Here is a 24,683-nt window from a genome sequence, read left to right as displayed (position 1 = left end):
TCATGTTCGATCTCTTCAGCGGGCTAGATGCCTGGCTGGTGCTGAGCCTCTGTCTCGCCCTGGCATTCGTCCTGACCTTCGAGTTCATCAACGGCTTCCATGACACCGCCAACGCGGTAGCCACTGTCATCTACACCAAGGCCATGTCGCCCTACCGGGCGGTGATCCTTTCGGGGATCTTCAACTTCCTTGGCGTGCTGCTGGGCGGCGTCGGCGTGGCTTATGCCATCGTCCACCTGCTGCCGGTGGAGCTGCTGATCAACGTCAATACCGGCCATGGCCTGGCCATGGTGTTCAGCCTCCTGACCGCGGCCATCGCCTGGAACCTGGGCACCTGGTACTTCGGCATCCCGGCCTCCAGCTCCCATACCCTGATCGGCTCCATCCTCGGCGTCGGCCTGGCCAACGCCCTGCTCACCGACGTGCCGCTGGCCGAAGGCGTGAACTGGGGCAAGGCCATCGACATCGGCCTGTCGCTGATCTTCTCCCCGGCCGCCGGCTTCATGGTCGCAGCCCTGCTGCTGATCGGCCTGAAGTGGATGTATCCGCTGTCGAAGATGCACAAGACCCCGGAAACCCGTAAGGAACTGGATGAGAAGAAGCATCCGCCCTTCTGGAACCGCCTGGTGCTGGTGATCTCCGCCATGGCGGTGAGCTTCGTGCACGGTTCCAACGACGGCCAGAAAGGCATCGGCCTGATCATGCTGGTGCTGATCGGCATCGTTCCGGCCAAGTTCGTGCTGGACCTCAACAGCACCACCTACCAGATCGAGCGTACCCGCGACGCCGCTATCCACCTGAGCCAGTTCTACCAGCGCCACACCGATACCCTTGGCGAGATGCTGGCCCTGGGCAAGAGCAACGGCAGCGACATGCCGGAACTCTATCGCTGCGATCCGAAGCAGACCGAGCCGACCATCGCCGCCCTGCTGAAGACCCTCGACGGCGTCTCCAACTACAAGGACCTGAGCGAAGAGCGCCGCGTCGAAGCCCGTCGCTACCTGCTCTGCCTGGACGACACCGCGAAGAAGGTGGGCAAGCTCTCCGAACTGCCGGCCCGCGAGAAGGCCGACCTGGAGAAACTGCGCAAGGACCTGACCGCCACCACCGAATACGCCCCGTTCTGGGTGATCCTGGCCGTCGCCCTGGCGCTCGGCATTGGCACCATGGTCGGCTGGAAGCGTGTGGTACGCACCGTCGGTGAAAAGATCGGCAAGCACGGCATGACCTACGCGCAGGGCATGAGCGCTCAGATCACCGCCGCCTGCGCCATCGGCCTGGCCAACGTCTACAGCCTGCCGGTGTCCACCACCCACGTGCTGTCCTCCGGCGTCGCCGGCACCATGGTCGCCAACAAGAGCGGCCTGCAGGGCGGCACCGTGCGCAACATCCTGATGGCCTGGGTACTCACCCTCCCGACCACCATCCTGTTGTCCGCCGCCCTCTTCTGGCTGGCCATCACCTTCATCGTCTGATTCGGACGAGCATGAAAAAGGGCGCCTTCGGGCGCCCTTCTTCGTTCCTGATTTTCTGTAGGGGCGGATTCATTCGCCAAGGACGGCGAAGCTGCCACGGTTAAACCGCAGGGCAGACCTTCGGCCTGCAAGTCGATTGAAATCAACCCTGCAGAGTTAGCCGCGCCTCAACGGCGCTTGCTGCCTCCCAGCAAAGACCCCATCAACCCACGCACGAGCTGTCGGCCAAGCTGGTTGGCGGCCTGGCGTACGGCCGTCTTCATCGCCTGGCTGGCAAAGGTGCCCAGCAGCTCACCGGCCAGGTCGCCCATCCCGGGCTGGCTGGCCTCGGCCTTGCCGCTCTTCTGCTCGGGTTCTTCGACGGGCGCCCGGGCCGCTCGGGCCGTGAGCATTTCATAGGCGGACTCACGGTCGATGGGCTTGTCGTAACGCCCTGCCTGGGGCGAGCTGCGCACCAGTGCGACGCGCTCGCTGTCGTTCAGCGGGCCGATGCGCGACTGCGGTGGAGCGATGGCCACGCGCTGGACCATGGCCGGGGTGCCCTTCTCTTCCAGGGTGCCCACCAGGGCTTCGCCGATTCCCAGTTCGGTGAGGACAGTCAGGGTGTCGAACGCCGGGTTGGGACGGAAACCATCGGCCACCGCGCGCAGGGACTTCTGCTCCTTTGCGGTGAAGGCGCGCAGGCCGTGCTGGATGCGCAGGCCGAGCTGGGCCAGCACGTCATCGGGCAGGTCGCTGGGGGACTGGGTGACGAAGTAGACGCCAACCCCTTTGGAACGGATCAACCGCACCACCTGCTCCAGTCGCTCCTGCAATGCCTTCGGGGTACCGCTGAAGAGCAGGTGCGCCTCGTCGAAGAACAGCGCCAGCACCGGCTTGTCGGCATCGCCGCGTTCGGGCAGTTGCTCGAAGAGCTCCGCCAGCAGCCAGAGCAGGAAAGTGGCGTAGACCTTGGGCGCTTCATGGACCAGGCGGCTGGCATCCAGCAGATGGATGCGGCCACGGCCGTCGCGGTCGGGCTGGAGGATGTCTTCCAGTTGCAGCGCCGGTTCACCGAACAGCGACTCGGCGCCCTGCTGCTCCAGGGTGGCCAGGCGCCGCAGCAGGGCCTGGGCGGAGGCGCCGGCGAACAGGGCGCGGTCTTCTCCCAGCAGCTCCGGATGATCCTTGAGGTGGTTGAGCAGCGCCTTGAGGTCCTTCAGGTCGAGCAGCAGCAGGCCTTCGCGGTCGGCTACCTGGAAGGCGGCGTAGAGCGCGGCCTGCTGGCTGTCGGTCAGCTCCAGCAGGTTGCCCAGCAGCAGCGGCCCCATTTCGCTGAGCGTGGTACGCAGCGGATGGCCGGTCTGTCCGGCAACGTCCCAGAGGGTGACCGGGTAGGCCTGGGGCCGGTGGCCCAGCCAGGGCATGGAAGCGATGCGTTCGGCCACCTTGCCCTGCGGGTTTCCCGCCGCGCCAAGGCCGCAAAGATCACCCTTGATATCCGCCGCGAACACCGCCACGCCGGCATCGCTGAAGGCCTCCGCCAGGTGCTGCAGGGTCACCGTCTTGCCGGTGCCGGTAGCACCGGCGATCAGGCCATGGCGATTGGCCAGTTTCATCGCCTGGGCGACGGCGTTGCCCTGCGGATCAGCGCCAAGCGCCAAGGACCGGGGTTCAGGCATTTTGCACTCCTCGAGTTAAAGCTTTCATCGAATCCCGCCGATATATAAACCGACGTTTCTACTCAGTTTTTCCAGCACTCGCGTGCCATGAAGACTGGTGCCTGACCCAACCGGACGCAAGCAAACATGATCAAAAACCTGCGGTTCAGCCACAAGATTCTGCTCGCCGCCTCCCTGGTGGTAATTGCAGCTTTCTCGCTGTTCACCCTGTACAACGATTACTTGCAAAGGAATGCGCTCCGTGACGACCTGGAAAACTATCTGCAAGAGATGGGCGATGTAACCGCCAGCAATATCCAGAACTGGCTCTCGGGCCGGATTCTGCTGGTTGAAAGCGTTGCCGAATCCCTTGCCGCCAACCCATCTGCCGACGCCGTACCCACCCTGCTGCAACAGCGTGCCCTGAGCTCCACCTTCGCCTTCACCTACTTCGGTACCCAGGACGGGCAGTTCACCATGCGCCCGGACAGTGCCATGCCCGAAGGCTACGACCCGCGCACCCGCCCGTGGTACCAGGGCGCCAAGAGCGCCGGCGGCACCACCCTCACCGAGCCCTATGTGGACGCGGCGACCGGCCAGCTGATCATGACCATCGCCACGCCGGTGCAGTCCCACGGCGTCGCCGGCGGTGACCTGAGCCTGCAGACGCTGGTGCAGATCATCAACGCCCTGGACTTCGACGGCATGGGCTACGCCTTCCTGGTCAGCGCCGACGGCAAGATCCTGGTGCACCCGAACAAGGACATGGTGATGAAGAGCCTGCGGGACATCTACCCGCAGAACACTCCTGCCATCAGCACCGGCTTCAGCGAAGTCGACGTGGACGGCACCACGCGCATCCTCACCTTCGCTCCGGTGAAGGGCCTGCCGTCGGTGAACTGGTACATCGGCGTATCGGTGGACAAGGGCAAGGCCTACAGCATGCTCAGTGAGTTCCGCGCCTCGGCCATCATTGCCACTGTGATTGCCGTGGTGATCATCATGATCCTGCTGGGCATGCTGATCCGCGTCCTGATGCAGCCGCTGCACACCATGGGGCGCGCCATGCAGGACATCGCCCAGGGAGAAGGCGACCTGACTCGCCGCCTGGCGATCCATACCCAGGATGAATTCGGCGAACTGGCCAGCGCCTTCAACCGTTTCGTCGAGCGTATCCACGGCTCCATCCGCGAGGTGTCCTCAGCCACCAATCAGGTGAATCAGGTGGCCAAGCTGGTGCTGAACGCCTCCAACTCGTCCATGAGCAACTCCGACGAGCAGGCCAACCGCACCAACAGCGTCGCCGCCGCGATCAACGAACTGGGCGCTGCCGCCCAGGAAATCGCCCGCAACGCCGCCGATGCCTCGCACCAGGCCTCCTCCGCCCGCACCCTCGCCGAAGACGGTCGCCAGGTGGTGGAACGCACCATCGTCGCGATGAACGAGCTGTCCGGGAAGATCCGCGCTTCCTGCGGCAACATCGAGACGCTGAACAGCAAGACGGTGAACATCGGCCAGATCCTCGAGGTGATCAAGGGCATCTCCGAGCAGACCAACCTGCTGGCGCTCAACGCCGCCATCGAGGCCGCCCGCGCCGGGGAAGCCGGCCGCGGCTTCGCCGTGGTGGCCGACGAGGTGCGCAACCTGGCCCACCGCACCCAGGAATCGGCGCAGGAAATCCAGCAGATGATCGAGGAACTGCAGGTCGGCGCCCGCGAAGCGGTCACCACCATGACCGAGAGCCAGCGCTACAGCGAGCAGAGCGTGGAAATCGCCAACCAGGCCGGCGAGCGACTGGGCAGCGTGACCCAGCGCATCGGCGAGATCGACGGCATGAACCAGTCGGTGGCCACCGCCACCGAGGAACAGACCGCCGTGGTCGACTCGCTGAACATGGACATCACCGAGATCAACACCCTCAACCAGGAAGGCGTGGAAAACCTCCAGGCCACCCTGCGTGCCTGCGCCGACCTGGACCAGCAGGCCGCACGGCTGCAGCAGCTGGTGGGGAGTTTCCGGATCTGACGGCAGGTGCTTGCTCGTGTGGGATGGGCTGATCCTTGCAGGGGCAAATTCATTCGCCAAGCAGGCGACATGCCTGCCCATACACAACCCAGCACAATGAAAGAAGGCGCCCTAGGGCGCCTTTTTCTTTTCTTCCTCTTCCTGCACCTTGCGCCACAACTCGACGGCCCCGGGAAACTCGGTGCCGTTCTCTTCGCTCAACTCGTCCGGGTCATAGCGCCGGACACAGCCTTCGCCAAGCGTAGGCGGCGGGGTGGAAGTGGCGCGGTCACGCGGGTCGGCCATGACAGGGTCCTCAGACTTCCGGGGGTTGTTCTGGCTCGTGCTGGGCGAAGGCCTTCACCGCACGCAAGACATCGCGGCGACTGATCTGGCCGACCAGCACGCCCTCTTCCACCACCGGGAAGCGCCGGCGCTTGTCACGCAGGAAGCGCTGGCAGACTTCGATGATGTCGGTCTCGGGGGAAACACTCTCGACCTGGGTGGACATGTAACTACTGACGTTGCCGCCGACGGCGTCGAAATACGCGCCGGAGAGAATGCCACGCAGGCAGTCGCCGTCGGAGATCATGCCGATCAGGTGGCCCTGGGAATCCACCACGGGAGCGCCGGATATCCGGTGTTCCAGCAGTCGGTCGATGGCCAGGAAAAGGTCGGTGTCGGACCTGAATGTCAACAGGTGGCGCGTCATGTAGTCGCGCACCTTGATGGACTTGAGCATGGGGCGGGTTCCTCTGCCGGTGGACCGACGCGGGCGCCCGCCGATGGCATCAGTCGAACACGACGGTCTTGTTGTCGTGCACCAGCACCCGGTCTTCAAGGTGATAGCGTAGCCCACGGGACAGGACCATCTTTTCCACGTCCTTGCCGAGGCGAACCATGTCCTCGACGCTGTCGCGGTGGGTCACGCGCACCACGTCCTGCTCGATGATCGGGCCGGCATCCAGTTCCTCGGTGACGTAGTGGCAGGTGGCGCCGATCAGCTTCACGCCGCGCAGAGAGGCCTGGTGGTAGGGCTTGGCACCGACGAAGGACGGCAGGAAGCTGTGGTGGATGTTGATCACCTGGTGGGCGTAACGCTGACACAGCTCGGGCGGGAGGATCTGCATGTAGCGGGCGAGCACCACGGTATCGGCGTTGTGCTCTTCCACCAGGCGTGAAACCTCATCGAAGGCCGGCTGCTTGTTCTTCGGGTCCACCGGTACATGGAAGTACGGAATGCCGTGCCACTCCACCATGCTGCGCAGGTCGTCGTGGTTGGCGATCACGCAGGGAATCTCGCAATCCAGTTCGCCGCTGTGCCAGCGGTGCAGCAGGTCGGCCAGGCAGTGGGAGTCGCGGCTGGCCATCAGCACCACGCGCTTCTTCACTTCGGAGTCGGTAATGCGCCACTCCATCGAAAACTCGCGAGCGATGGGCGCAAAGGCCTGGCGGAAACCGTCCAGATCGAAGGGCAGGGAGTCGGCACGGATTTCATGGCGCATGAAGAACCAGCCGCTCTGATTATCCGAGTGGTGACTGGCTTCGGTAATCCAGCCGTTGTAGGTAGCCAGGAAGTTACTGACCTTGGCTACGATGCCGACGCCGTCCGGACAGGCAATCACCAGACGAAATGTGCGCATTTGGGAACACTCCAGAGACTTCGCAAAGGCGGCCATTCTAGCCAGTACGCGCAAAAACTTCAGTAACCTCGTGGCCTCCAGGGGATTGCCGCTGATCGCGGAACAACACAAGACAGGCAAACTAAGGGGTGAAGCCGAAGCTCGATATAGCGAGTGTCCCTGGCGCAATTACGCATTAGAAGGTCCATGGGACTAGTATGAAAGAAGAAGTCGCCAACAATGCGTACAAAACTTTTCCTGCTTATTTACTTGCAGATAATCGCTGTCTATTATTGCTGACACTTCGCAATCGCAAGTCAACGTACGATTCCAACAAGGGACGCCGACATGTCGCTGATCAACGAATACCGGGCAACGGAAGAAGCCATCAAGGAGCTCCAAGAGCGCCTGAAGAATCTGTCCCAGGACGACAAGCTGAAGAAAGAACTGGAGTTCGAAGGCAAACTGCGCACTCTGATGGGTGAATATCAGAAATCCCTGCGCGACATCATTGCCCTGCTCGATCCGGATGCACGCTCCGCCAAGGCTCCGCGCGCCGCCAAGGCCGCTGCAGGCGGCAGCAAGCGCGCCCGCAAGGTCAAGCAGTACAAGAACCCGAACACCGGGGAAGTCATCGAGACCAAGGGCGGCAACCACAAGACTCTGAAAGAGTGGAAAGCCAAGTGGGGCGCCGACGTCGTTGAAGGTTGGGCCACCATCCTGGGCTAAACCTTCGGTAATAAAGAACGCCAGCATCTGCTGGCGTTTTTTTTGGCGCGGGAAAAGCCCCGAAAAGTTTCCGGGGCGTTAATCACAACTGATAGCGCTGGCCCAGTTCCGTGGCATATCGACGCCATTCCAGCAAGATCGCCTGTTGTGCAGGCTGTGCTTTGGCCTGGAATTCATCCAGCGCCAGAAAAAAACTCTCCAGCGTATTAGGCGCCCCGAATTCCGGGCTTCTCAGCCGATTTCTACAAAACTCTTCCCAACGCGACCAGTCGGTCTCGGACAAAGTTTCAGGGAAGTTTCTTGCACGGTAACGGAACAGCAATTCTGGCAGACGCGGGTCGTCGAACGGCCAATTCTCCCGGGACAGCCGTTGCGGATCGGCGCGGCGCACTTGTTCGCAGAGTCGACGATCGCGATCACCGAGAAATCCGTCATACAACTGCTGCTCCGGATCATCCGGCGAAGCGAATTCTTCTTCTGCATAAATAACCGGCAACTTCTCTTGCCACACGGCGGCCTGAGCAGTGAGTAGCGCGGCGCGGCGCTGGCAGAGCTCCAGGTCGACACCCAGGCGCTGGCGATCGGCTTCACGCAGCACGCCGAGGGGCGCCACCACCGGACAGCGATTGACGTGAAGCAGCTTCAGCGGCACCGGCAGTTCGCCTTCGGCCAGTTCGTCGCGACGGGTGTAGAGACGCCGGCGTAGGGTTTCCCCATCCTGCTCCAGCAGGGGGGTGGGGTCCGACTGCAGGTCCAGCACGATCAGCGCATTGCGGTTGCGCGGATGCCAGGCCAGCGGCAACACCACCGCCAGGTAATGACGTTCGCCGGAGAAGCGTCCGGAAATGTGCACCAGCGGCTGCAGCAGGCGAACCTGTTCCTGCACCTTGTGCTTGCTGCGCAACTGATAGAGGTAATCGAAGAGTTTCGGCTGACGCTCACGCAGCAGGCGCGCCAGGGCGATGGTCGCGCGAACGTCGGAGAGTGCGTCGTGAGCCTGGCCATGGTCGATGCCGTTGGCCGCCGTGAGCAGTTCCAGGCGCAGGCTGACGCGCCCGTCCTGCTGCGGCCACTCGATGCCTTCCGGGCGCAGGGCATAGGCGGTACGCACCAGGTCGATCAGGTCCCAGCGGCTGTTGCCGCCTTGCCACTCGCGGGCGTAGGGATCGTAGAAATTGCGATAGAGGCTGTAACGGGTGACCTCGTCATCGAAGCGCAGGGTGTTGTATCCGGCGCCGCAGGTGCCCGGCAGTGACAGCTCGGCATGCACCCGGTGCATGAACTCCGCCTCGCCCAGCCCCTTCTCCGCCAGGGTGCCGGGCAGGATGCCGGTCACCAGGCAGGCTGCCGGATGGGGCAGGATGTCATCGCTGGGCTTGCAGTAGAGATTGATCGGTTCGCCGATCTCGTTGAGCGCCTCGTCGGTGCGAATGCCCGCCACCTGCAACGGCCGGTCGCAGCGCGGGTTGATGCCGGTGGTTTCGTAGTCGTGCCAGAAGATGCTGGAAGTCACGGCGTCCCCCTTGTTCGTGAGCGGGCCAGTCTAACACCGGGCCGGATGCGGCAACGGCGCCGAACGAGACCGGAAACTTCGCCATCCGCCTTCTTGCTGGTCGGTTTGCCGCGAGCCTAGAATCGCCGCCACTGGATGATCGACCCCGACAAGGACTGCCCCATGCCCGCGCCCACCTCCCCCCGCGCCGACGCCCGCGCGCCATTCGCCTTGTCGAATTCCCCGATCCCTTCACAGCATGCGGGCTGAGTCCTCCCTGCCCGGTTGCCTGGATACCAGCCGCTCGCTAGCATCTGGCTTTCCCCTTGGCGCCCAGCCGATGCCCGCACCCCGATCCGGTTCCCATCCCGCCGATTCCCAGGCCCAGCCGCTGGACACCCGCTACCAGGTCGAAACACCGGAAGGCATCGACCTGGTCCTGCGTCCGGCCGGCCTGCTGCCACGCGCCCTGGCCTATGCCATCGACCTGGCGATTCGCGGTGCGATCATGCTGGTGCTGTTCATCGCCCTGGCCCTGCTCGGGCAGCTCGGCATGGGCCTGGGGCTGATCCTCATGTTCCTGCTCAACTGGTGGTACATGGTGCTGTTCGAAGTCCTCAACCAGGGCCGCTCGCCGGGCAAGCAGATGATGGGCCTGCGCGTGGTGCATGACGACGGCACCCCCGTCGGCTGGTCCTCCTCCCTGGTGCGCAACCTGCTGCGCTTCGTCGACCTGCTGCCCTTCGCCTACACCTTGGGCGCCCTCAGTTGCCTGCTGCACCCGACCTTCAAGCGCCTGGGGGATATCGCCGCCGGCAGCCTGGTGGTCTACAGCGACGAGAAGAGCCAGCGCCCGACATTGCCGGACGCGGAGCCGGAGCGCGCGCCCTTCCCCCTGACCCTTGCCGACCAGCGCGCCCTGCTCAGTTTCGCCGAGCGCCAGGCCAGCCTGTCCCCGGCCCGCCGCGCCGAACTCGCCGGCATCCTTGCCGAACCCTTGTCCGTGCCGGCGGAACAGGCGCAGGCGCGCATCAATGGCATCGCGCGCGGCCTGCTGGGGTCGGAGTCGCCATGAAACAGAATCTCTTCGAACGCCAGCACCGGGCCGGCTGGAAAGCCTTCGCCGAGCAACTCGAACGCCTCGAACGCGGCAAGGCCGACGCCCGCACCTGCGAGGCCTTCTCCGCCGACTACCGGCAGGTCTGCCAGCAACTGGCCCTGGCCCAGGAGCGCGGCTACAGCAGCCATCTGGTGGAGCACCTGCAGCAATTGGCCATGCGCGGCCACCAGCAGTTCTATCGCCACCGCAGCCACCTTGGCGCGCGTCTGCTGGGCTTCCTGCTTGGCGGCTTCCCGCGCCTGGTGCGCAGCCAGTGGCGCAGCATCGCCGCCGCCAGCCTGCTGTTCTACGGCAGCCTGGTGCTGATGGGGTTGCTGGTGCACAACTGGCCGGACCTGGTCTACAGCGTGATGGACCCGGAACAGGTGTCGTCGATGGAATCCATGTACGACCCGGACGCCCGGCGCATTGGCCCCATGAGCGAGCGTGACTCGGGGGATGACTGGATGATGTTCGGCCACTACATCATGAACAACATCGGCATCGCCTTTCAGACCTACGCCGGCGGCCTGCTCTTCGGGGTCGGCAGCCTGTTCTTCCTGCTGTTCAACGGCCTGCATATCGGCGCCGTCGCCGGCCACCTGACGCAGATCGGCTTCGGCGAAACCTTCTGGTCCTTCGTCGTCGGCCACGGCGCCTTCGAACTCACCGCCATCGCCTTCGCTGGCGCCGCCGGCCTGCAACTCGGCTGGGCCCTGCTCGCTCCCGGCCGCCTGCCCCGTGGCGAGGCCCTGCGCCTGGCCGCCGGACGCAGCGTGCAGTTGGTGGCCGGGGTGATCCTGCTGCTGGTGATCGCCGCATTCGTCGAAGCCTACTGGTCGTCCATGACGCTGGTGACGCCGCAAGTGAAATACCTGGTGGGCGCGGGCCTGTGGCTGCTGGTCGCGCTCTATTTCGGCCTGGTGGGCAGGAGGACGCATGCGCCTGACTGACGCCAGCGTCGCCATCCGTCCACGCAGCGCCTGGGAGGCCATGGACCTCGGCGTGCTGCTGGCGCGCCGTCACGCCGGCCTGCTGATGGCCAGTTGGGCCATCGTCACCGTCCCGGTGTTCGCCCTGCTCACCCTGGCCTGCTGGAACTACCCGGGACTCGCGGTGTTCCTTTTCTGGCTGTTCAAGCCCGCCTACGAACGGCTGCCGCTGTACATCCTCTCCCGCGCCCTGTTCGGCGACACGCCAACCCTCAAGGAAGCCCTGCGCGCCTACCCGCGCCTGCTCAAGCCACAACTGCTCGCCAGCCTCACTTGGCGCCGCCTGAGCACCACCCGCAGCTTCGACCTGCCAGTGCTGCAGCTGGAAGGACTCTCCGGGCAAGCGCGCAGCCAGCGCCTGGTGGTGCTGGGCCAGCGCGATGCGGGCGGCGCCACCTGGTTGACGGTCATCGGCGTGCACCTGGAATCGGCTCTCTGGTTCGGCCTGCTCACCCTGCTCTACCTGATGCTGCCCCAACAGGTGGCGATCGACTGGGACTGGCAGAAGCTCCTGGAAATGGCTTCGGGTGAATGGCTCTGGCTGGAACACCTGTCCAACAGCCTCTACGTCCTGGTGCTGATGATCTGGGGACCGGTCTACGTCGCCTGCGGCTTCACCCTCTACCTGAACCGCCGCACGTCCCTGGAAGGCTGGGACATCGAACTGCAGTTCCGCCGCCTGCGCCAACGCCTGACCGGCACCGCCTACGCCCTGCTGCTGTGCCTTGGCCTGCTGCTCAGCCAATTGCCGCAATCGGCCATGGCCGGGGATGCACCCACCTCCTGCCCGGCGCCCCAGGCCTACCTCGACGGCCCCGACGCGGCGCGCCTCACCCACCAGGCCCTCACCAGCCAGGCCGCGAAGGACAGCATCACTGCGCTGCTTGATGCAGCGCCTTTCCAGAACCGCGAAACCGTCACGCGCTGGCGCCTGGGCGATGAAAGCGCCGACAAGGAAGTGAAACCCGAAGACGTCGAAGGCTGGGCCGAATTCATCCGCAACCTGTTCAAGCTGGCCGAGTACGCCAAGAGCCTGGACAGTGTCGCCCTGCTGATCAAGGTGCTGCTCTGGGGCGTACTGATCAGCCTGATCGTCCTGCTGGTCTGGCACTACCGCGACTGGCTAAGCGCCTTTGCCGGACGCCTGGGCCTGCCCCAGCGCCGCCCGCGTGAAGCACCCGCCGTGCTGTTCGGCCTCGAACTCGCACCGGAAAGCCTGCCCGACGACGTCGCCGGGGAAGCCGAACGCCTCTGGGCCAGCCAGCCCCGCGAGGCCCTCGGTCTGCTCTATCGCGCCCTGCTCAGCCGCCTGCTGCACGACTTCCGCCTGCCCCTCAGGCAATCCCACACCGAAGGCGAAGTGCTGCAACTGGTGCTCCGCCTGGACAACAGCGAACTGGAAGGCTTCAGCCGGAGCCTCACCGGCCACTGGCAGAACCTCGCCTATGGCCACCGCCTGCCCGCCGCCGAACTGCGTCAGGGTCTCTGCGATGGCTGGCGACGCCTGTTCGCCAGCGGAGCCGCGCAATGAGCCTGCGTCCGCGTTTTCTCATTGGCGCCGGCCTGTTGCTGCTGCTGGGACTGATCGCGATCCATGTCGCCGGGCGCCTGCAGCCTTATCAGGACACCATCGAACACGGCCCCTCGCCCGAGGTGCTGGGCAACCCCTATCTGGCCGCCGAACACTTCCTGCGTAAGCAGGGCCTGCAGGTGAATCGTGCTGACGGCCTGGAAGTGCTCGACAACCTCCCCAGCGCCGGCAACACCCTGTTGCTGCTCGGCGGCCGTTCGCGCATGACCCCGCGCCAGGCCGATCGCCTGCTGGAATGGGCGAGCAAGGGCGGCCACCTGCTGTTCATCGTCGAGCGGCTCTATGACGAGAAGGAAGGCAAGAGCGGCGATCTGCTGGCCGACCGCCTTGGCGTCCAGCAATACGAAACCCGCGACCTCGAAGAAGACGAAGGTAGCGAGCCGGAGGAACCCGAAAAGCCGGAAGGCCTGCGTGCCGAAGAACGGCCGGAGGACGCCCCGTCTTCCCAGGACGAAGAGACCGATGCCGAGAACGATCCCTTCCCCGAGCTGACCAAGCTCTACCTGGAAAACGAACAGGCGCCGGCCTACGCCAGCTTCGACACGGACTTCCATCTCTACGACAGCCAGAACCGCGCCCACGCCTGGGCCAACAGCGCCAAGGCCACCCACATGCTGCAGCTGAACCACGGCGACGGACTGGTCACCGTGGTCACCGATGGCTGGATCTGGCAGAACCGCGACATCGACCAGTACGACAACGCCTGGCTGCTCTGGTACCTCACCCAGGACAGCGCCGTCACCCTGCTCTACCGCGCCGAACGCGATGGCCTGGCCACCCTGCTCGGGCAGAACTTCCCCGAGGCCCTGGTAGCCCTGGCCCTGCTCATCGCCCTGGTCCTCTGGCACGTCGGCCAGCGCCAGGGCCCCTTGCAGGCCCCGGCCAGCCGCGCTCGCCGGCAACTGGAAGAACACCTGCGCGGCAGCGCCGACTTCCTGCTCCGCCGCAGCGGCCAGGTCAGCCTGTTGCAAGGCCTGCAGCGGGATATCCAGCGCCGCGCGCGACATCGCCATCCCGGATTCGAACGGCTACCCGTAGCCGAGCAATGGCAGGTATTGGGTCGCCTGACCCGCCTGCCGCCCAGCGCCATCAGCCAGGCCATGCGGCCATTGCCCAAGCAACGCCTCAGCGCCGCCGATTTCACCCGCCAGGTCGCCCACCTGCAAACCCTCAGGAATGCCCTATGACGAGCGAACAGATTTCCGATCCGTCGCAAGCCGAAGTCGCCAGCCCCGCTGCGGCCTCCACCGCCACCCAGCGCCAGCGTGCCAGCCAGCTTGCCCAGGCCCTGCGCCTGGAACTGCAGAAGGCCGTGGTCGGTCAGGTCGCGGTGATCGACGACGTGCTCACCGCTCTGCTGGCCGGCGGCCACGTACTGGTGGAAGGCGTGCCGGGCCTTGGCAAGACCCTGCTGGTACGGGCCCTTGCGCGCTGCTTCGGCGGTGAGTTCTCACGCATCCAGTTCACCCCCGACCTGATGCCCAGCGACGTCACCGGCCACGCCGTGTACGACATGCAGAGCGAGCAGTTCAAGCTGCGCAAGGGGCCGGTGTTCACCAACCTGCTGCTGGCGGATGAGATCAACCGTGCCCCGGCCAAGACCCAGGCCGCCCTGCTGGAGGTGATGCAGGAGCGCCAGGTCACCCTGGAAGGCCGCGCCCTGCCGGTGCCCCAGCCGTTCCTGGTGCTGGCGACCCAGAACCCGATCGAGCAGGAAGGCACCTACCCCCTGCCGGAAGCCGAGCTCGACCGTTTCATGCTCAAGCTGCGGATGGACTACCCGACCGCCGACGAAGAACTCAGCCTGGTGCGCCAGGTCACCCGTTCGGCCCGCGCCGACATGCTCGACGTAGCGCCGCTGCGCACCCTGGTCCAGGCCCGCGACCTGATCGCCCTGCAGAAGATCGCAAGCGAACTACCGGTGGACGACCAGGTGCTCGACTACGCCGTGCGCCTGGCCCGCGCCACCCGCAGCTGGCCGGGCCTGGCCATGGGCGCCGGGCCACGCGCCTCCATCGCCCTGGTCCGTGGCGGTCGCGCCCGCGCGCTGCTGCGCGGTGGCGACTTCGTGCTGCCGGACGACGTCAAGGGCTGCGCCCTGGCGGTGCTGCGCCACCGCGTCCGCCTGTCGCCGGAACTGGATATCGAAGGGCTGTCGGTGGACCAGGTGCTCCAGCAGATCCTCGACCAGGTGCCGGCGCCGCGCCTATGAAGCCGTCCCGCGCCCTGCTCGCGCTGGTAGCTGGCCTCTTCGGCCTGGCCCTGCTGCTCGGTGCCCTGCCGGCGCTGGGCATCGACCTGCCGGCGCAGTTGCAGCCGCTCTGGTGGGGCCTGCTCTGCGCCCTGGCCCTGCTCGGCCTGCTCGACGCCATCTGGCTGCGCCGGCTGCCTTCGCCGCGCCTGGAACGTGCGCTGCCGGGTAATCTGGCGTTGGGCCGCTGGAGCGACGTCCGCCTCACCCTGCACCACGGCTACGGGCGCTCCCTCGACGTCGGCGTGTTCGATCAGGTGCCCGCCGCGATGGACTTCGACCCCCTGCCCCAGCAGGTGGCCCTGCATCCCGGCGAACACACCGAGTTCGGCTATCGGGTGCGACCGCTCATGCGTGGCCATTTCCACTTCCCCGCCTGCGAACTGCAGCTGCCCAGCCCGCTCGGCCTATGGCGGCACAAACGGGTGCTGGACCTGCCGGGAGAAGCGCGCGTCTATCCGGACTTCGCCCGCCTTTACGGCGCCCAGTTGAAGGCAGTGGACGACTGGCTCAGCCAGCTCGGCGTGCGCCAGCGCCCGCGCCGCGGCCTCGGCCTGGAATTCCATCAGCTGCGGGAATTCCGCGATGGCGACACGCTGCGCCAGATCGACTGGAAAGCCACCGCCCGCAAGCGCACCCCCATCGCCCGCGAATACCAGGACGAGCGCGACCAGCAGATCGTCTTCCTCCTCGACTGCGGCCGCCGCATGCGCAGCCAGGACGGCGACCTTTCGCACTTCGACCACGCCCTCAATGCCAGCCTGCTGCTCAGCTACGTGGCCCTGCGCCAGGGCGATGCGGTAGGCCTGTCCACCTTCGCCGCCGAGCGCGACCGCTTCGTACCGCCCGTGAAGGGCCCGGCCCAGTTGAACGTGCTGCTCAATGGCGTCTACGACCTGGACAGCACCTTGCGCCCAGCCGACTTCAGTGCCGCCGCCGAAGCCCTGCTTGCCCGCCAGCGGCGCCGCGCCCTGGTGGTGCTGGTCAGCAACCTGCGCGACGAAGACGATGCCGAGCTGTTCAGCGCGGTGAAGCGACTCGGCCGCCAGCATCGCCTGCTGGTGGTCAGCCTGCGCGAGGAAATCCTCGACAGCCTGCGCCACACCCCGGTGCAGGGCTTCGATGACGCCCTCGCCTACTGCGGCACGGTGAACTATCTGAACGCCCGCAACAGCCTCCACGAACGCCTCGCCGCCCACGGCGTACCCGTGCTGGACGCCCGCCCCAGCGAGCTGGGCCCGCAGCTGGTGAGCCGCTACCTGGCGTGGAAGAAGGCTGGGGCGCTGTAGAACCCCTCTCCCCATCCCGCTCCTGACTGTCCGAGCAGGCGCGCTTTCTGTGGGAGAGATTTCATTCGCGATTCGTCTCCACCGCCCTGCGACACTCTCCTTCCCTCATCCCAACCCTCTCCCAGAGGGAGAGGGGGCAGACCGCACGGGGTCCAGTCACAGCGCACTTCCTGTGGGAGCGATTTCAATCGCGATGGAGACCGCAGGTCTCCCCTGCCCCAAAAAGAAAAAGGCGAAGCCTTGGCTTCGCCTTTTCTCATTCAACTGCCCCTCAGTGGTGCTTGCGCGGCACCGACTTGAGCAGTTCGGCGGGGGGCATTTCGCAGTTGATCTTGCGGCCCAGCAGTTCCTCGATCGGCGGCAGGGCGAAGGCGTCGTCCTCGCCGGCGAAGCTGATGGAGGTCCCGGTGGCGCCGGCGCGGCCGGTACGGCCGATGCGGTGCACGTAGTCGTCCGGGTCTTCCGGCAGGGTGAAGTTGATCACGTGGCTGATGCCATCGATGTGGATGCCGCGACCGGCGACGTCGGTGGCCACCAGTACGCGGATCTTGCCTTCACGGAAGCCTTCCAGGACCTTGATGCGCTTGTGCTGGGGCACGTCGCCGGACATCTGGGCGGCGCTGATGCCGTCCCGGGTCAGGCGTTCCTCGATGCGGCGCACTTCGTCCTTGCGGTTGGCGAAGACCATCACCCGCTCCCAGTTGTTCTGCGCCACCAGGTTGTAGAGCAGCTTGTACTTGTCGCTGCTGGCCACGGCGTAGACGTGCTGTTCGACGGTCTCGCTGGCGACGTTTTCCGGCTCGATCTCGACGATGGCCGGCTCGACGGTCCACTGCTTGGCCAGGTTCATCACGTCTTCGGTGAAGGTGGCGGAGAACAGCAGGGTCTGGCGTTCGCCCTTGAACGGCGTCTGGCGGATGATCTGGCGGACCTGCGGGATGAAGCCCATGTCGAGCATGCGGTCGGCTTCGTCCAGGACCATCACCTCGACCATGTCCAGGTGCACTTCACCGCGCTGGTTGAAGTCCAGCAGGCGGCCGGGGGTGGCGACCAGGATGTCGCAGAAGCGGGACTCCAGCTGCCTGAGCTGCTTGTCGAAGTCCATGCCGCCGACGAAGCTCATCACGCTGAGGCCGCTGTACTTGGTCAGCGCCTGGGCGTCCTTGGCGATCTGCACCACCAGCTCGCGGGTCGGCGCGATGATGAGCGCGCGCGGCTCGCCCATGTAGCGCTCTTTCGGTGGGGGGGTCTGCAGCAGCTGGGTGATGGTGGAGATGAGGAAGGCGGCGGTCTTGCCGGTACCGGTCTGCGCGCGGCCGATGGCGTCCCGGCCCTTGAGGGTATGGCCGAGGACCTGGGCCTGGATCGGAGTGCAATAGGGGAAACCCAGATCGTGGATGGCGTGCATCAGCCGCGGATCGAGGTTGAAGTCGTGGAAGCGGGTCTTGCCCTCCTGGGGCTCCACCGCGAAGTCTTCCAGCTTCCAGTTGTCCACCGGGGCGGCCGCCTTGGCCGGGCGCTCACGGCGCGGCTTGTCGGACTTGGGCTTGTCGCTGCGGGGCTTTTTCTCGCCACGGGGCGGGCGTTCGCTGGAACCTTCGGCCTTTTCGCCTGCTTCACGAGGCGCTTTCTTCGGTTTGGCCGGACGCTCTTGCTTCTCGGTCTGGGCGGGGGCTGACGCGGTGGGGGCGGGGCTAGCCTGCGGCTCTTCACCCTTGCTGAAAATCTTCTTGAGTGCTTTGAGCACGGTGGTCTCGTCGATTGGTTAAGGAATGAACGGCCGCCAGTGTAAAGCAAGATGCCCGCAGGGCGAAGAGCTGCGGGCACTCAAGGGCTTGACTTGGACTAAGGAAGGGACTCCAGCAGCAGCCGGCGGACGTTCCCGCCCATGATGGCGGCGATGTCCGGCTCGCTGAATCCGGCCTCCTTCAGGCCCTGGGTCAGCTGCGCCAGGCCGCTGGTGTCGAAGGGCGTATGCACCGCGCCGTCGAAGTCCGAGCCCAGCGCCACATGCTGCACGCCGACCTTGTCGGCGACATAGCGGATGGCTTTGGCTATGGCCTTGACCGAGGTTGCGCAGACGGCGGTATCCCAATAGCCGATGCCGATCACCCCGCCGGTGGCGGCGATGCGCTGGATATGCGCGTCGGTAAGGTTGCGGGTACCCGGACAGGTGCCCTCGACGCCGGTGTGGGAAACCAGCACCGGACGCTCGGCCATGTTCAGCACGTCATCGATCAGGGCGCGGGAGGCGTGGGCCAGGTCCACCAGCATCTTCTTCTCTTCCAGGTGGGCGATCACCCGGCGGCCGAAGGGGGTCAGCCCGCCCTTCTCCAGGCCATGGGCGGAGCCCCCCACCTCGTTATCGAAGAAGTGGGTCAGGCCCATGATGCGGAAGCCCGCGTCGTACATGCGATCGACGTTCTCCAGTTTGCCTTCCAGCGGATGCAGGCCTTCGGTGGCGAGGATGGCGGCGACCTGGTTCGGGTCCTTTTCCCTGGCGGCGAGGTAGCGGGCGAAGTCGTCACGGCTGCGCACCAGGGTCAGCCTGCCCTGGCTGCCGGCAGCGGCTTCTTCGAGTTTCCTGCCCTGATAGAGGGCGCGTTCCAGCAAGCTGTGCCAGGTCGCGCGGGGCCAGCGCTGGGCCATGACCAGCAGGGTGATGTCGTCGGTGTCGGAACCATTGCGCTCGTAGTTGAGGCCGCGCGGGGTCTTGGTCACGGTGGAGAACACCTGCAGGCCGACATGGCCTTCGAGCAGGCGCGGCAGGTCGCTGTGGCCGAAGTCATGGCGCTCCAGCAGGTTGCGGTTCCACAGCAGGGCATCGTCATGCAGGTCGGCGACGAACAGCGTCTTGTGCAGGCTCTCGGCCTCGTCAGAGGCGTGATAGGGCGGCGGCGATTCCACCGTGTTCATCTCGCGGTCGAGGAACCCCGGCAGGTAAAAGAAGATCCCCAGGCCAACGGCCACCAGCAGTAGCAAAGCGATCAGGAGTTTGCGCATGTCCAGCTTCCCGGCTGTCTTGATTGTGAACGGACTCTAGCAAACAGACGTTTGAAGCCGAGGGAAATCAAGGAACATTCGCGTTGCCGAATGCCGGGCCATCACCTGTCGAGGCGCGGAGCTCGCTGTGGGCAGTTACCCATTCAGGCGATTGCGCCCATCGTGCTTGGCCTGATAGAGCGCGTTGTCGGCCCGGGCGATCAGGCCCTGCAGGCTGTCCGGCTGCTGCATCTCGGCCATGCCGATGGAAACGGTCACACCGGGCAGCACACCCAACGGGGAATAGAAGGAGGAGATCTGCTCCAGGCTGACGCGCAGCCGCTCTCCGATACTCCGTGCCTCATCGCCGTTGATTTCCGGCAGCAGGATGACGAACTCCTCGCCGCCGTAGCGAGCCATGCTGTCCTTGGGCCGCAGCTGGTTGCGCAGGGTATGGGAAACCAGGCAGAGCGCGTAGTCGCCAGCCAGATGGCCGTGGCGATCGTTGTAGGCCTTGAAGTGGTCCACATCCAGCATGAGCATCGACAACGGTTGCTCATTGAAGGCGCAGCGGGTGCTTTCGCGCTGGTAGATCTGCTCCAGCCAACGGCGATTGAAGAGCCCGGTGAGGGTGTCGATCTTGGCGTTCTGTTCAGTGTCGAGAATGATCCGGTTGCCCTGGCGCACCCGCTCGCAAAGCACTTCCAGCAGGTTCTGCATCAACTGCGGCGACTGCTGGAACAGGTTGACCAAAGATTGCCGGTGCAGGCGCAGCGCAGTAGTGGGCTCGCTGGCCACCACGTAGGCCGAAGGATGGTCGTTGTCGATGAAGCTGATCTCGCCGGCGCACTCGCCCGCTTCGATGGTGCTCACCGGATTGTTATCCAGCGAACCGAGATAGACCTTCAGCCGCCCGCTCACCACCAGATAGAGGTGCTGGTTGCGGTTGAACGGCGACAGCACCACCTCCCCTGCCTCCAGATCGCAGGCACGGAATTCCTTGAGCAACTGCGCCAGACAGTTCGCGGTGACGTTCTGGAACAGACGCAGTCGGCTCAGCAGAGCCAAGTCTTCTTGCCAGTGGACATGCTTCATGGCTGCAACGGCCTCGGATGGCAGTCGAAGCGGACGACACCGCTAACGATCCTTGTCTCAGCTGTAAACCCGGTGTGACAGTATTCCCACACTTTTTGCCTGACAATGCCCACCTAAAGTTGGGCCGACAGACGGCAGGATAACGGTAAGGAACGCGACGATTACTGATATTCGCCACAATTTCGCAACAGTTTTACAGGCGCGCAAAAATGCCCGGAGCCGCTGCGGACGGCCAGGCGCGATAAGTGCGGATGTTGCACAGAGCAGAAGGCCGCCCCGTGAGGCGGCCTTCGACATCCAGTATAGATGGCCTCAGGCCAGCAGACGGAATCTCACCGCATAACCGGCCATGCGCGCTTCCAGCTTCGCCCGAAGCGACTCATCCAGCCCCGGCACGCGGATCTCCGCGACCTGGCCGTGGCGGTCGTCGTTGACCACTTCCACCGTCACGCCCGGCGCAATGGCACCCAGCACCTGCTCCAGCGCACGGCGGGTGGCGTCGAAACGCAGCGTCGGCTTGAAGGTCTTGCCCACGGCGGTGACCGGAATGGCGTCGATGATCCAGACATCCTTGGGCACCGCCGCGCGCTCAGGCACATGCCGGGCGGCGTGCGCCAGCAGTTCGGCCTCGCTGACGCTGGCGCCGGGCTTGAGCTGCACATAAGCCACCGGCAGTTCGCCGACCTTGTCGTCCGGCTTGCCGACGGCGGCGGCCATGGCCACGGCGGGATGGCGGTGCAGGGCGTCTTCGATCATCTGCGGGTCGATGTTGTGGCCGCCCCGGATGATCAGGTCCTTGCTGCGGCCGGTGAGCCAGATGTAGCCGTCGGCGTCCATCCGCCCCAGATCGCCGGTGTTGAACCAGTCGCCGTCGACCCAGATGTCCTTGTTCTTGCTGGCCTGCAGGTAGCCTTTGAACACGGTCACGCCGCGCACGCAGAGGTTGCCGATCTCGTTCGGCGCGGCATCGCGCAGGTAATGCCCCTGCTCGTCCAGTACCGCGATCTTCACCTGGCAATAGGGCATGCGCATGCCGATGGAGCCGGGCCGGCGCTCGCCGTGGGCGGGGTTGCCGCAGGTGCCGCAGGTCGCCTCGGTCAGGCCATAGCCTTCGATCAGCTTGAGGCCGGTCTTGGCCTCGAACTGGCGGATCAGTTCCACCGGCATGGGCGCGGCGCCGCACAGGGCATAACGCAGGCTGGACAGGTCGTGCCCCTCGCTCGGCACCTGCAACAGGCTCGCGTAGATGGTCGGCACGCCACTGAAGAAACTCACCCGATAACGCTCGATGACTTTCCAGAAGTTCTGGATCAGTTGCGTATTGCGATAGCCCTGGGGCGTGGCGATGAGGAATTCGGCGCCCGCGAAGATCGGGGCGAGGCCGGTGACCATCACCCCATTCACGTGGAACAGCGGCAGGCCGCAGAGGGTGTTGTCGCCCTCCCCCAGGTTGATGGCGTAGGCGAGGATCATCGCCATGGCCACTTCATTGCGATGGCTGTGGGGCGCCAGCTTGGGCGTGCCGGTGGTGCCGCCGGTATGGAAGTAGGAGGCGACGTCATCCGGCGCGATCACCCGGCCACTCTGCAAGTGGTCGGCGGGGAACCGGTCGAGCAGTTCGTCGAAGTCCAGCACGCCTTCCGGCAGCGGGCCACGCTGCGCCTTGATGGCGCTGCGCTGGGGCTCGGGCAACAGGTTGGCGAGGTCGACGGTAACGATGGCCGAAAGCGTCGGCAGCCGTTCGCGCAGCCCGGCCACTTTGTCCCAGAGATCGGTGCCGGGGAACGCTGCCAGGGTCACCAGCACCCTGGAGTCGGCCGCATGGACCAGCTCGGCGATGTGCTCGGGCTCCAGCAACGGGTTGATGGCATTCACCACGCCGGCGGCTTCCCCACCCCAGATGGTGAAATGGGTATGGGGCAGGTTCGGCAACAGGAAAGACACCGCCTGGCCCGGCCGCACCCCCAAGTGGTGGAAGGCGTTGGCGGCCTGGGTGACCCGCGCCAGCAGCTGTGCATAGGTCAGCTCGAACGGCGCCTCTTCGGCATCGCCCTGGAGCAGGAAGGTCAGGGCGCGCTTGTGCGGATGGCGCTCGGCGCTCTGGCGGATCAGCTCATAGGTGCTGTCCGGCATGCCGCGTTCTTCCAGCGAAAGGCGTTCGAGTTCTTCGATGTCGCGCAGGTTGGCGATGGGCGGAGCGGAGGTCTGGGCCATGGTCGTTTCTTGTTCTGTCGGGTTGTGGGGTCAGTTGTGCAGGCGCTCCACCAGCCAGGTGCCGATGTCACGGATCTGCTGCGGCAATACCTCATGGGCCATCGGATAGTCGCGCCACTCCACAGGGACCCCGGCAGCCGCCAGGCGGTCGTGGGCGGAGCGGCCCATCGCAGGCAGCACCACATCGTCGAAGGTGCCATGCAAGCAAAGGACCGGCAGTTGTCGTTTTGTATCCGACAGTTTCATTTCGTCAGCGAAGGTGGGCGCGTAGGTGGACAGCGCCAGCACGCCACCCAGCTCGCCCTCCCAGCGCAGGAAGGCGGTGTGCAGCACCACGGCGCCACCCTGGGAGAAGCCGGCGAGAATGATGCGGCGGGGCTCGATGCCGCCATCGATCTGCGCCTGCACCAGCGCCATGACCTGCTCGGCCGATTCCTCCAGCTGCGCCTCGTTGATCGCGCGCTCAGGGCGCATGGCGAGAATGTCGTACCAGGACGGCATGGCCCAGCCGCCATTGATGGTCACCGCGCGGGTCGGCGCCTGGGGCAGCACGAAGCGCGTGGTACCCAGCACTTCCTGCAGCGCCTCGGCCACCGGCAGGAAGTCGTAACGGTCCGCGCCCAGGCCGTGGAGCCAGATGACGCAGGCGTCGGCGCGATGTGTGGGCTCCAGGATCAGTGTGTCGCTCATGTGTGGCTCCGTTGTGGTGCATCTGCACAGTTATGGGGCAATGACATCAGAAGGGGTGGTTTGATAACTGAAAAAGATGTCGCAAGGCTAAAACTTTACCTATTGACCTATCCGAATAGGCCTACTGGCGTCTTGCTGGTACGGCCTTTGCTAACCAGCAACTCACTGAAACACAGCCGTGGCACGGTAACACTTGCCCGGTGTGCAACGGGTTGGGCAGCGGCTCCGGCCGAGGCCTTGCAGGCGGTCACCTGGCATCATTTCTGATGCGAGGGCGGGCGCAAATCCGTCTCCAGCCCATTTGACCAATGGGCAGGGAAAGGTCTGGTGGCGAGCGGAGCAGCGCCAACTAGACTCCTTCCTTAGGTCCGACACCCCGGTTGACCCTTTCCAGTGCATAAAGGGTTGAACCTGCCTCACGAGGGTACGGCGGTGGGATCGAGACTCCAACACCAATAAAAGCAACTGGAGGTTTTAATGAAGATGGTGAAATCCACCCTGGCCGTGCTGACCGCGGCAACCGTTCTCGGTGTCAGCGGTTTCGCGCAGGCGGGCGCCACCCTGGACGCGGTGAAGAAGAAAGGCTTCGTGCAATGCGGCATCAGTGACGGCCTCCCGGGCTTCTCCTATGCCGACGGCAAGGGCAACTACAAGGGCATCGACGTTGACGTCTGCCGCGCAGTTGCCGCCGCCGTGTTCGGCGACGCCAGCAAGGTCAAATTCAGCCCCCTGACCGCCAAGGAACGTTTCACCGCGCTGCAGTCCGGCGAAGTCGACGTCCTTTCGCGCAACAGCACCTGGACCAGCTCCCGTGATGCTGCCATGGGCCTGAACTTCACCGGCGTGACCTACTACGACGGCCAGGGCTTCCTGGTGAACAAGAAGCTCGGCGTATCCAGCGCCAAGGAACTCGATGGCGCCACCGTGTGCATCCAGGCCGGCACCACCACCGAGCTGAACCTGTCCGACTACTTCCGCGCCAACAACCTGAAGTACACCCCCATCACCTACGACACCTCCGACGAGAGCGCCAAGTCGCTGGAGTCCGGTCGTTGCGACGTGCTGACCTCCGACCAGTCCCAGCTCTATGCACAGCGCATCAAGCTGGCCGCTCCGGACGAGTACGTGGTGCTGCCGGAAGTGATTTCCAAGGAGCCCCTCGGCCCAGCCGTGCGCCAGGGTGACGAGGAGTGGTTCGACATCGTGCGCTGGTCCCTGTTCGCCATGCTCAACGCAGAAGAACTGGGTCTGACCTCGAAGAACGTCGAAGAACAGGCCAAGACCACCAAGAACCCCGACATTGCTCGTCTGCTGGGCACTGAAGGCGAGTTCGGCAAGGACCTGAAGCTGCCGAAGGACTGGGCGGTGCAAATCGTCAAGCAAGTCGGCAACTACGGTGAAATCTTCGATCGCAACATCGGTGCCGGTAGCGAGCTGAAGATCGAGCGCGGTCTCAACGCCCTGTGGAACAAGGGCGGTCTGCAATACGCACCGCCGGTGCGCTGACCGTCGCCCGGC

General features: G+C 65.0%; 20 protein-coding genes. 10 read left to right on the top strand and 10 right to left on the bottom strand.

Annotated elements, in window-relative coordinates:
- The first annotated feature begins 2 nt into the window (after positions 1-2).
- Entirely contained in the window at positions 3-1,475 is a 1,473-nt protein-coding gene (locus FXN65_RS05695; protein WP_151132119.1) for an inorganic phosphate transporter, read from the top strand.
- Positions 1,476-1,642: 167 nt separating this feature from the next.
- On the opposite strand, the gene FXN65_RS05690 is transcribed toward FXN65_RS05695, so the two are convergent.
- Positions 1,643-3,136: a helicase HerA-like domain-containing protein gene (locus FXN65_RS05690; RefSeq protein ID WP_151132118.1), complete on the bottom strand. Its 1,494-nt coding sequence runs from the start codon at positions 3,134-3,136 to the stop codon at positions 1,643-1,645.
- Between the two features lie 126 nt (positions 3,137-3,262).
- On the opposite strand from FXN65_RS05690, the gene FXN65_RS05685 reads away from it, so the two are divergent.
- Entirely contained in the window at positions 3,263-5,140 is a 1,878-nt protein-coding gene (locus tag FXN65_RS05685; RefSeq protein ID WP_151132117.1) for a methyl-accepting chemotaxis protein, read from the top strand.
- 111 nt (positions 5,141-5,251) lie between these two features.
- Here the strand turns inward: FXN65_RS05685 and FXN65_RS27830 are convergent, their stop codons facing one another.
- The 3 genes from FXN65_RS27830 to purU are packed head-to-tail and all read right to left on the bottom strand — an operon-like array spanning position 5,252 to position 6,762.
- Positions 5,252-5,425 carry a hypothetical protein gene (locus tag FXN65_RS27830; RefSeq protein WP_178119271.1) on the bottom strand — a complete coding sequence of 58 codons (174 nt, stop codon included), beginning with the start codon at positions 5,423-5,425 and terminating at the stop codon, positions 5,252-5,254.
- A 10-nt stretch (positions 5,426-5,435) separates the two neighbouring features.
- A complete protein-coding gene (locus FXN65_RS05680; protein WP_151132116.1) occupies positions 5,436-5,861 on the bottom strand; it encodes a CBS domain-containing protein in 426 nt (141 codons plus the stop codon).
- A gap of 49 nt (positions 5,862-5,910) precedes the next feature.
- Entirely contained in the window at positions 5,911-6,762 is an 852-nt protein-coding gene (gene purU / locus FXN65_RS05675; protein WP_151132115.1) for a formyltetrahydrofolate deformylase, read from the bottom strand.
- Positions 6,763-7,089: 327 nt separating this feature from the next.
- On the opposite strand from purU, the gene mvaT reads away from it, so the two are divergent.
- The gene (gene mvaT, locus FXN65_RS05670; protein WP_151132114.1) at positions 7,090-7,470 is read left to right on the top strand and encodes a histone-like nucleoid-structuring protein MvaT; all 381 of its coding nucleotides are present in this window, start codon (positions 7,090-7,092) and stop codon (positions 7,468-7,470) included.
- An 82-nt stretch (positions 7,471-7,552) separates the two neighbouring features.
- Here mvaT and sbcB read toward each other — a convergent pair whose 3' ends face one another.
- The gene (gene sbcB / locus FXN65_RS05665) at positions 7,553-8,983 is read right to left on the bottom strand and encodes an exodeoxyribonuclease I (protein ID WP_151132113.1); all 1,431 of its coding nucleotides are present in this window, start codon (positions 8,981-8,983) and stop codon (positions 7,553-7,555) included.
- 319 nt (positions 8,984-9,302) lie between these two features.
- Between sbcB and FXN65_RS05660 the strand changes: the two genes are divergently transcribed.
- Genes FXN65_RS05660 through FXN65_RS05635 form a run of 6 tightly spaced genes read left to right on the top strand, consistent with a single transcriptional unit; the run spans position 9,303 to position 16,184 of the window.
- Complete coding sequence (locus FXN65_RS05660; protein ID WP_151132112.1) at positions 9,303-10,037, top strand: RDD family protein; 735 nt, start codon at positions 9,303-9,305, stop codon at positions 10,035-10,037.
- The gene (locus FXN65_RS05655) at positions 10,034-11,014 is read left to right on the top strand and encodes a stage II sporulation protein M (RefSeq protein WP_151132111.1); all 981 of its coding nucleotides are present in this window, start codon (positions 10,034-10,036) and stop codon (positions 11,012-11,014) included. Before FXN65_RS05660 ends, FXN65_RS05655 begins: the two co-directional genes overlap by 4 nt.
- Positions 11,001-12,584: a DUF4129 domain-containing protein gene (locus tag FXN65_RS05650; protein WP_151132110.1), complete on the top strand. Its 1,584-nt coding sequence runs from the start codon at positions 11,001-11,003 to the stop codon at positions 12,582-12,584. The genes FXN65_RS05655 and FXN65_RS05650 overlap by 14 nt, the downstream gene beginning before the upstream one ends.
- Positions 12,581-13,831 (top strand): DUF4350 domain-containing protein, encoded by a 1,251-nt coding sequence (locus FXN65_RS05645; protein WP_151132109.1) that lies wholly within the window; start codon positions 12,581-12,583, stop codon positions 13,829-13,831. The genes FXN65_RS05650 and FXN65_RS05645 overlap by 4 nt, the downstream gene beginning before the upstream one ends.
- Positions 13,828-14,856, top strand: coding sequence for an AAA family ATPase (locus tag FXN65_RS05640; protein ID WP_151132108.1), 1,029 nt, complete (start codon positions 13,828-13,830; stop codon positions 14,854-14,856). Before FXN65_RS05645 ends, FXN65_RS05640 begins: the two co-directional genes overlap by 4 nt.
- Complete coding sequence (locus tag FXN65_RS05635; protein WP_151132107.1) at positions 14,853-16,184, top strand: DUF58 domain-containing protein; 1,332 nt, start codon at positions 14,853-14,855, stop codon at positions 16,182-16,184. Before FXN65_RS05640 ends, FXN65_RS05635 begins: the two co-directional genes overlap by 4 nt.
- Before the next feature lie 271 nt (positions 16,185-16,455).
- Here FXN65_RS05635 and rhlB read toward each other — a convergent pair whose 3' ends face one another.
- The 5 genes from rhlB to FXN65_RS05610 all read right to left on the bottom strand — a co-directional run bounded on the left by rhlB (position 16,456) and on the right by FXN65_RS05610 (position 23,165).
- Positions 16,456-17,931: an ATP-dependent RNA helicase RhlB gene (gene rhlB, locus FXN65_RS05630; RefSeq protein WP_151132106.1), complete on the bottom strand. Its 1,476-nt coding sequence runs from the start codon at positions 17,929-17,931 to the stop codon at positions 16,456-16,458.
- 98 nt (positions 17,932-18,029) lie between these two features.
- Positions 18,030-19,187 carry a dipeptidase gene (locus tag FXN65_RS05625; RefSeq protein WP_151132105.1) on the bottom strand — a complete coding sequence of 386 codons (1,158 nt, stop codon included), beginning with the start codon at positions 19,185-19,187 and terminating at the stop codon, positions 18,030-18,032.
- Positions 19,188-19,322: 135 nt separating this feature from the next.
- Entirely contained in the window at positions 19,323-20,261 is a 939-nt protein-coding gene (locus FXN65_RS05620) for a GGDEF domain-containing protein (RefSeq protein ID WP_151132104.1), read from the bottom strand.
- Between the two features lie 312 nt (positions 20,262-20,573).
- A complete protein-coding gene (locus FXN65_RS05615; protein ID WP_151132103.1) occupies positions 20,574-22,475 on the bottom strand; it encodes an acyl-CoA synthetase in 1,902 nt (633 codons plus the stop codon).
- A gap of 30 nt (positions 22,476-22,505) precedes the next feature.
- Positions 22,506-23,165 carry an alpha/beta hydrolase gene (locus tag FXN65_RS05610; RefSeq protein ID WP_151132102.1) on the bottom strand — a complete coding sequence of 220 codons (660 nt, stop codon included), beginning with the start codon at positions 23,163-23,165 and terminating at the stop codon, positions 22,506-22,508.
- Between the two features lie 477 nt (positions 23,166-23,642).
- Between FXN65_RS05610 and FXN65_RS05605 the strand changes: the two genes are divergently transcribed.
- On the top strand, positions 23,643-24,671 hold the full coding sequence (locus FXN65_RS05605) for an amino acid ABC transporter substrate-binding protein (protein WP_151132101.1): 1,029 nt from the start codon (positions 23,643-23,645) through the stop codon (positions 24,669-24,671).
- Positions 24,672-24,683 lie beyond the last annotated feature (12 nt).

It is taken from the genome of Pseudomonas lalkuanensis, assembly GCF_008807375.1.
Lineage (GTDB): Bacteria > Pseudomonadota > Gammaproteobacteria > Pseudomonadales > Pseudomonadaceae > Metapseudomonas > Metapseudomonas lalkuanensis.
Note: the sequence above shows the minus strand (reverse complement) of the source record. Positions and strands in the feature narration are given on the sequence as shown.

Bases quoted from the DNA above. Each gene is read 5' to 3' on its own strand.
- FXN65_RS05695 (WP_151132119.1), top strand. From the start codon at position 3: ATGTTCGATCTCTTCAGCGGGCTAGATGCCTGGCTGGTGCTGAGCCTC.
- FXN65_RS05690 (WP_151132118.1), bottom strand. From the start codon at position 3,136: ATGCCTGAACCCCGGTCCTTGGCGCTTGGCGCTGATCCGCAGGGCAAC.
- FXN65_RS05685 (WP_151132117.1), top strand. From the start codon at position 3,263: ATGATCAAAAACCTGCGGTTCAGCCACAAGATTCTGCTCGCCGCCTCC.
- FXN65_RS27830 (WP_178119271.1), bottom strand. From the start codon at position 5,425: ATGGCCGACCCGCGTGACCGCGCCACTTCCACCCCGCCGCCTACGCTT.
- FXN65_RS05680 (WP_151132116.1), bottom strand. From the start codon at position 5,861: ATGCTCAAGTCCATCAAGGTGCGCGACTACATGACGCGCCACCTGTTG.
- purU (WP_151132115.1), bottom strand. From the start codon at position 6,762: ATGCGCACATTTCGTCTGGTGATTGCCTGTCCGGACGGCGTCGGCATC.
- mvaT (WP_151132114.1), top strand. From the start codon at position 7,090: ATGTCGCTGATCAACGAATACCGGGCAACGGAAGAAGCCATCAAGGAG.
- FXN65_RS05660 (WP_151132112.1), top strand. From the start codon at position 9,303: ATGCCCGCACCCCGATCCGGTTCCCATCCCGCCGATTCCCAGGCCCAG.
- FXN65_RS05655 (WP_151132111.1), top strand. From the start codon at position 10,034: ATGAAACAGAATCTCTTCGAACGCCAGCACCGGGCCGGCTGGAAAGCC.
- FXN65_RS05650 (WP_151132110.1), top strand. From the start codon at position 11,001: ATGCGCCTGACTGACGCCAGCGTCGCCATCCGTCCACGCAGCGCCTGG.
- FXN65_RS05645 (WP_151132109.1), top strand. From the start codon at position 12,581: ATGAGCCTGCGTCCGCGTTTTCTCATTGGCGCCGGCCTGTTGCTGCTG.
- FXN65_RS05640 (WP_151132108.1), top strand. From the start codon at position 13,828: ATGACGAGCGAACAGATTTCCGATCCGTCGCAAGCCGAAGTCGCCAGC.
- FXN65_RS05635 (WP_151132107.1), top strand. From the start codon at position 14,853: ATGAAGCCGTCCCGCGCCCTGCTCGCGCTGGTAGCTGGCCTCTTCGGC.
- FXN65_RS05625 (WP_151132105.1), bottom strand. From the start codon at position 19,187: ATGCGCAAACTCCTGATCGCTTTGCTACTGCTGGTGGCCGTTGGCCTG.
- FXN65_RS05620 (WP_151132104.1), bottom strand. From the start codon at position 20,261: ATGAAGCATGTCCACTGGCAAGAAGACTTGGCTCTGCTGAGCCGACTG.
- FXN65_RS05615 (WP_151132103.1), bottom strand. From the start codon at position 22,475: ATGGCCCAGACCTCCGCTCCGCCCATCGCCAACCTGCGCGACATCGAA.
- FXN65_RS05610 (WP_151132102.1), bottom strand. From the start codon at position 23,165: ATGAGCGACACACTGATCCTGGAGCCCACACATCGCGCCGACGCCTGC.
- FXN65_RS05605 (WP_151132101.1), top strand. From the start codon at position 23,643: ATGAAGATGGTGAAATCCACCCTGGCCGTGCTGACCGCGGCAACCGTT.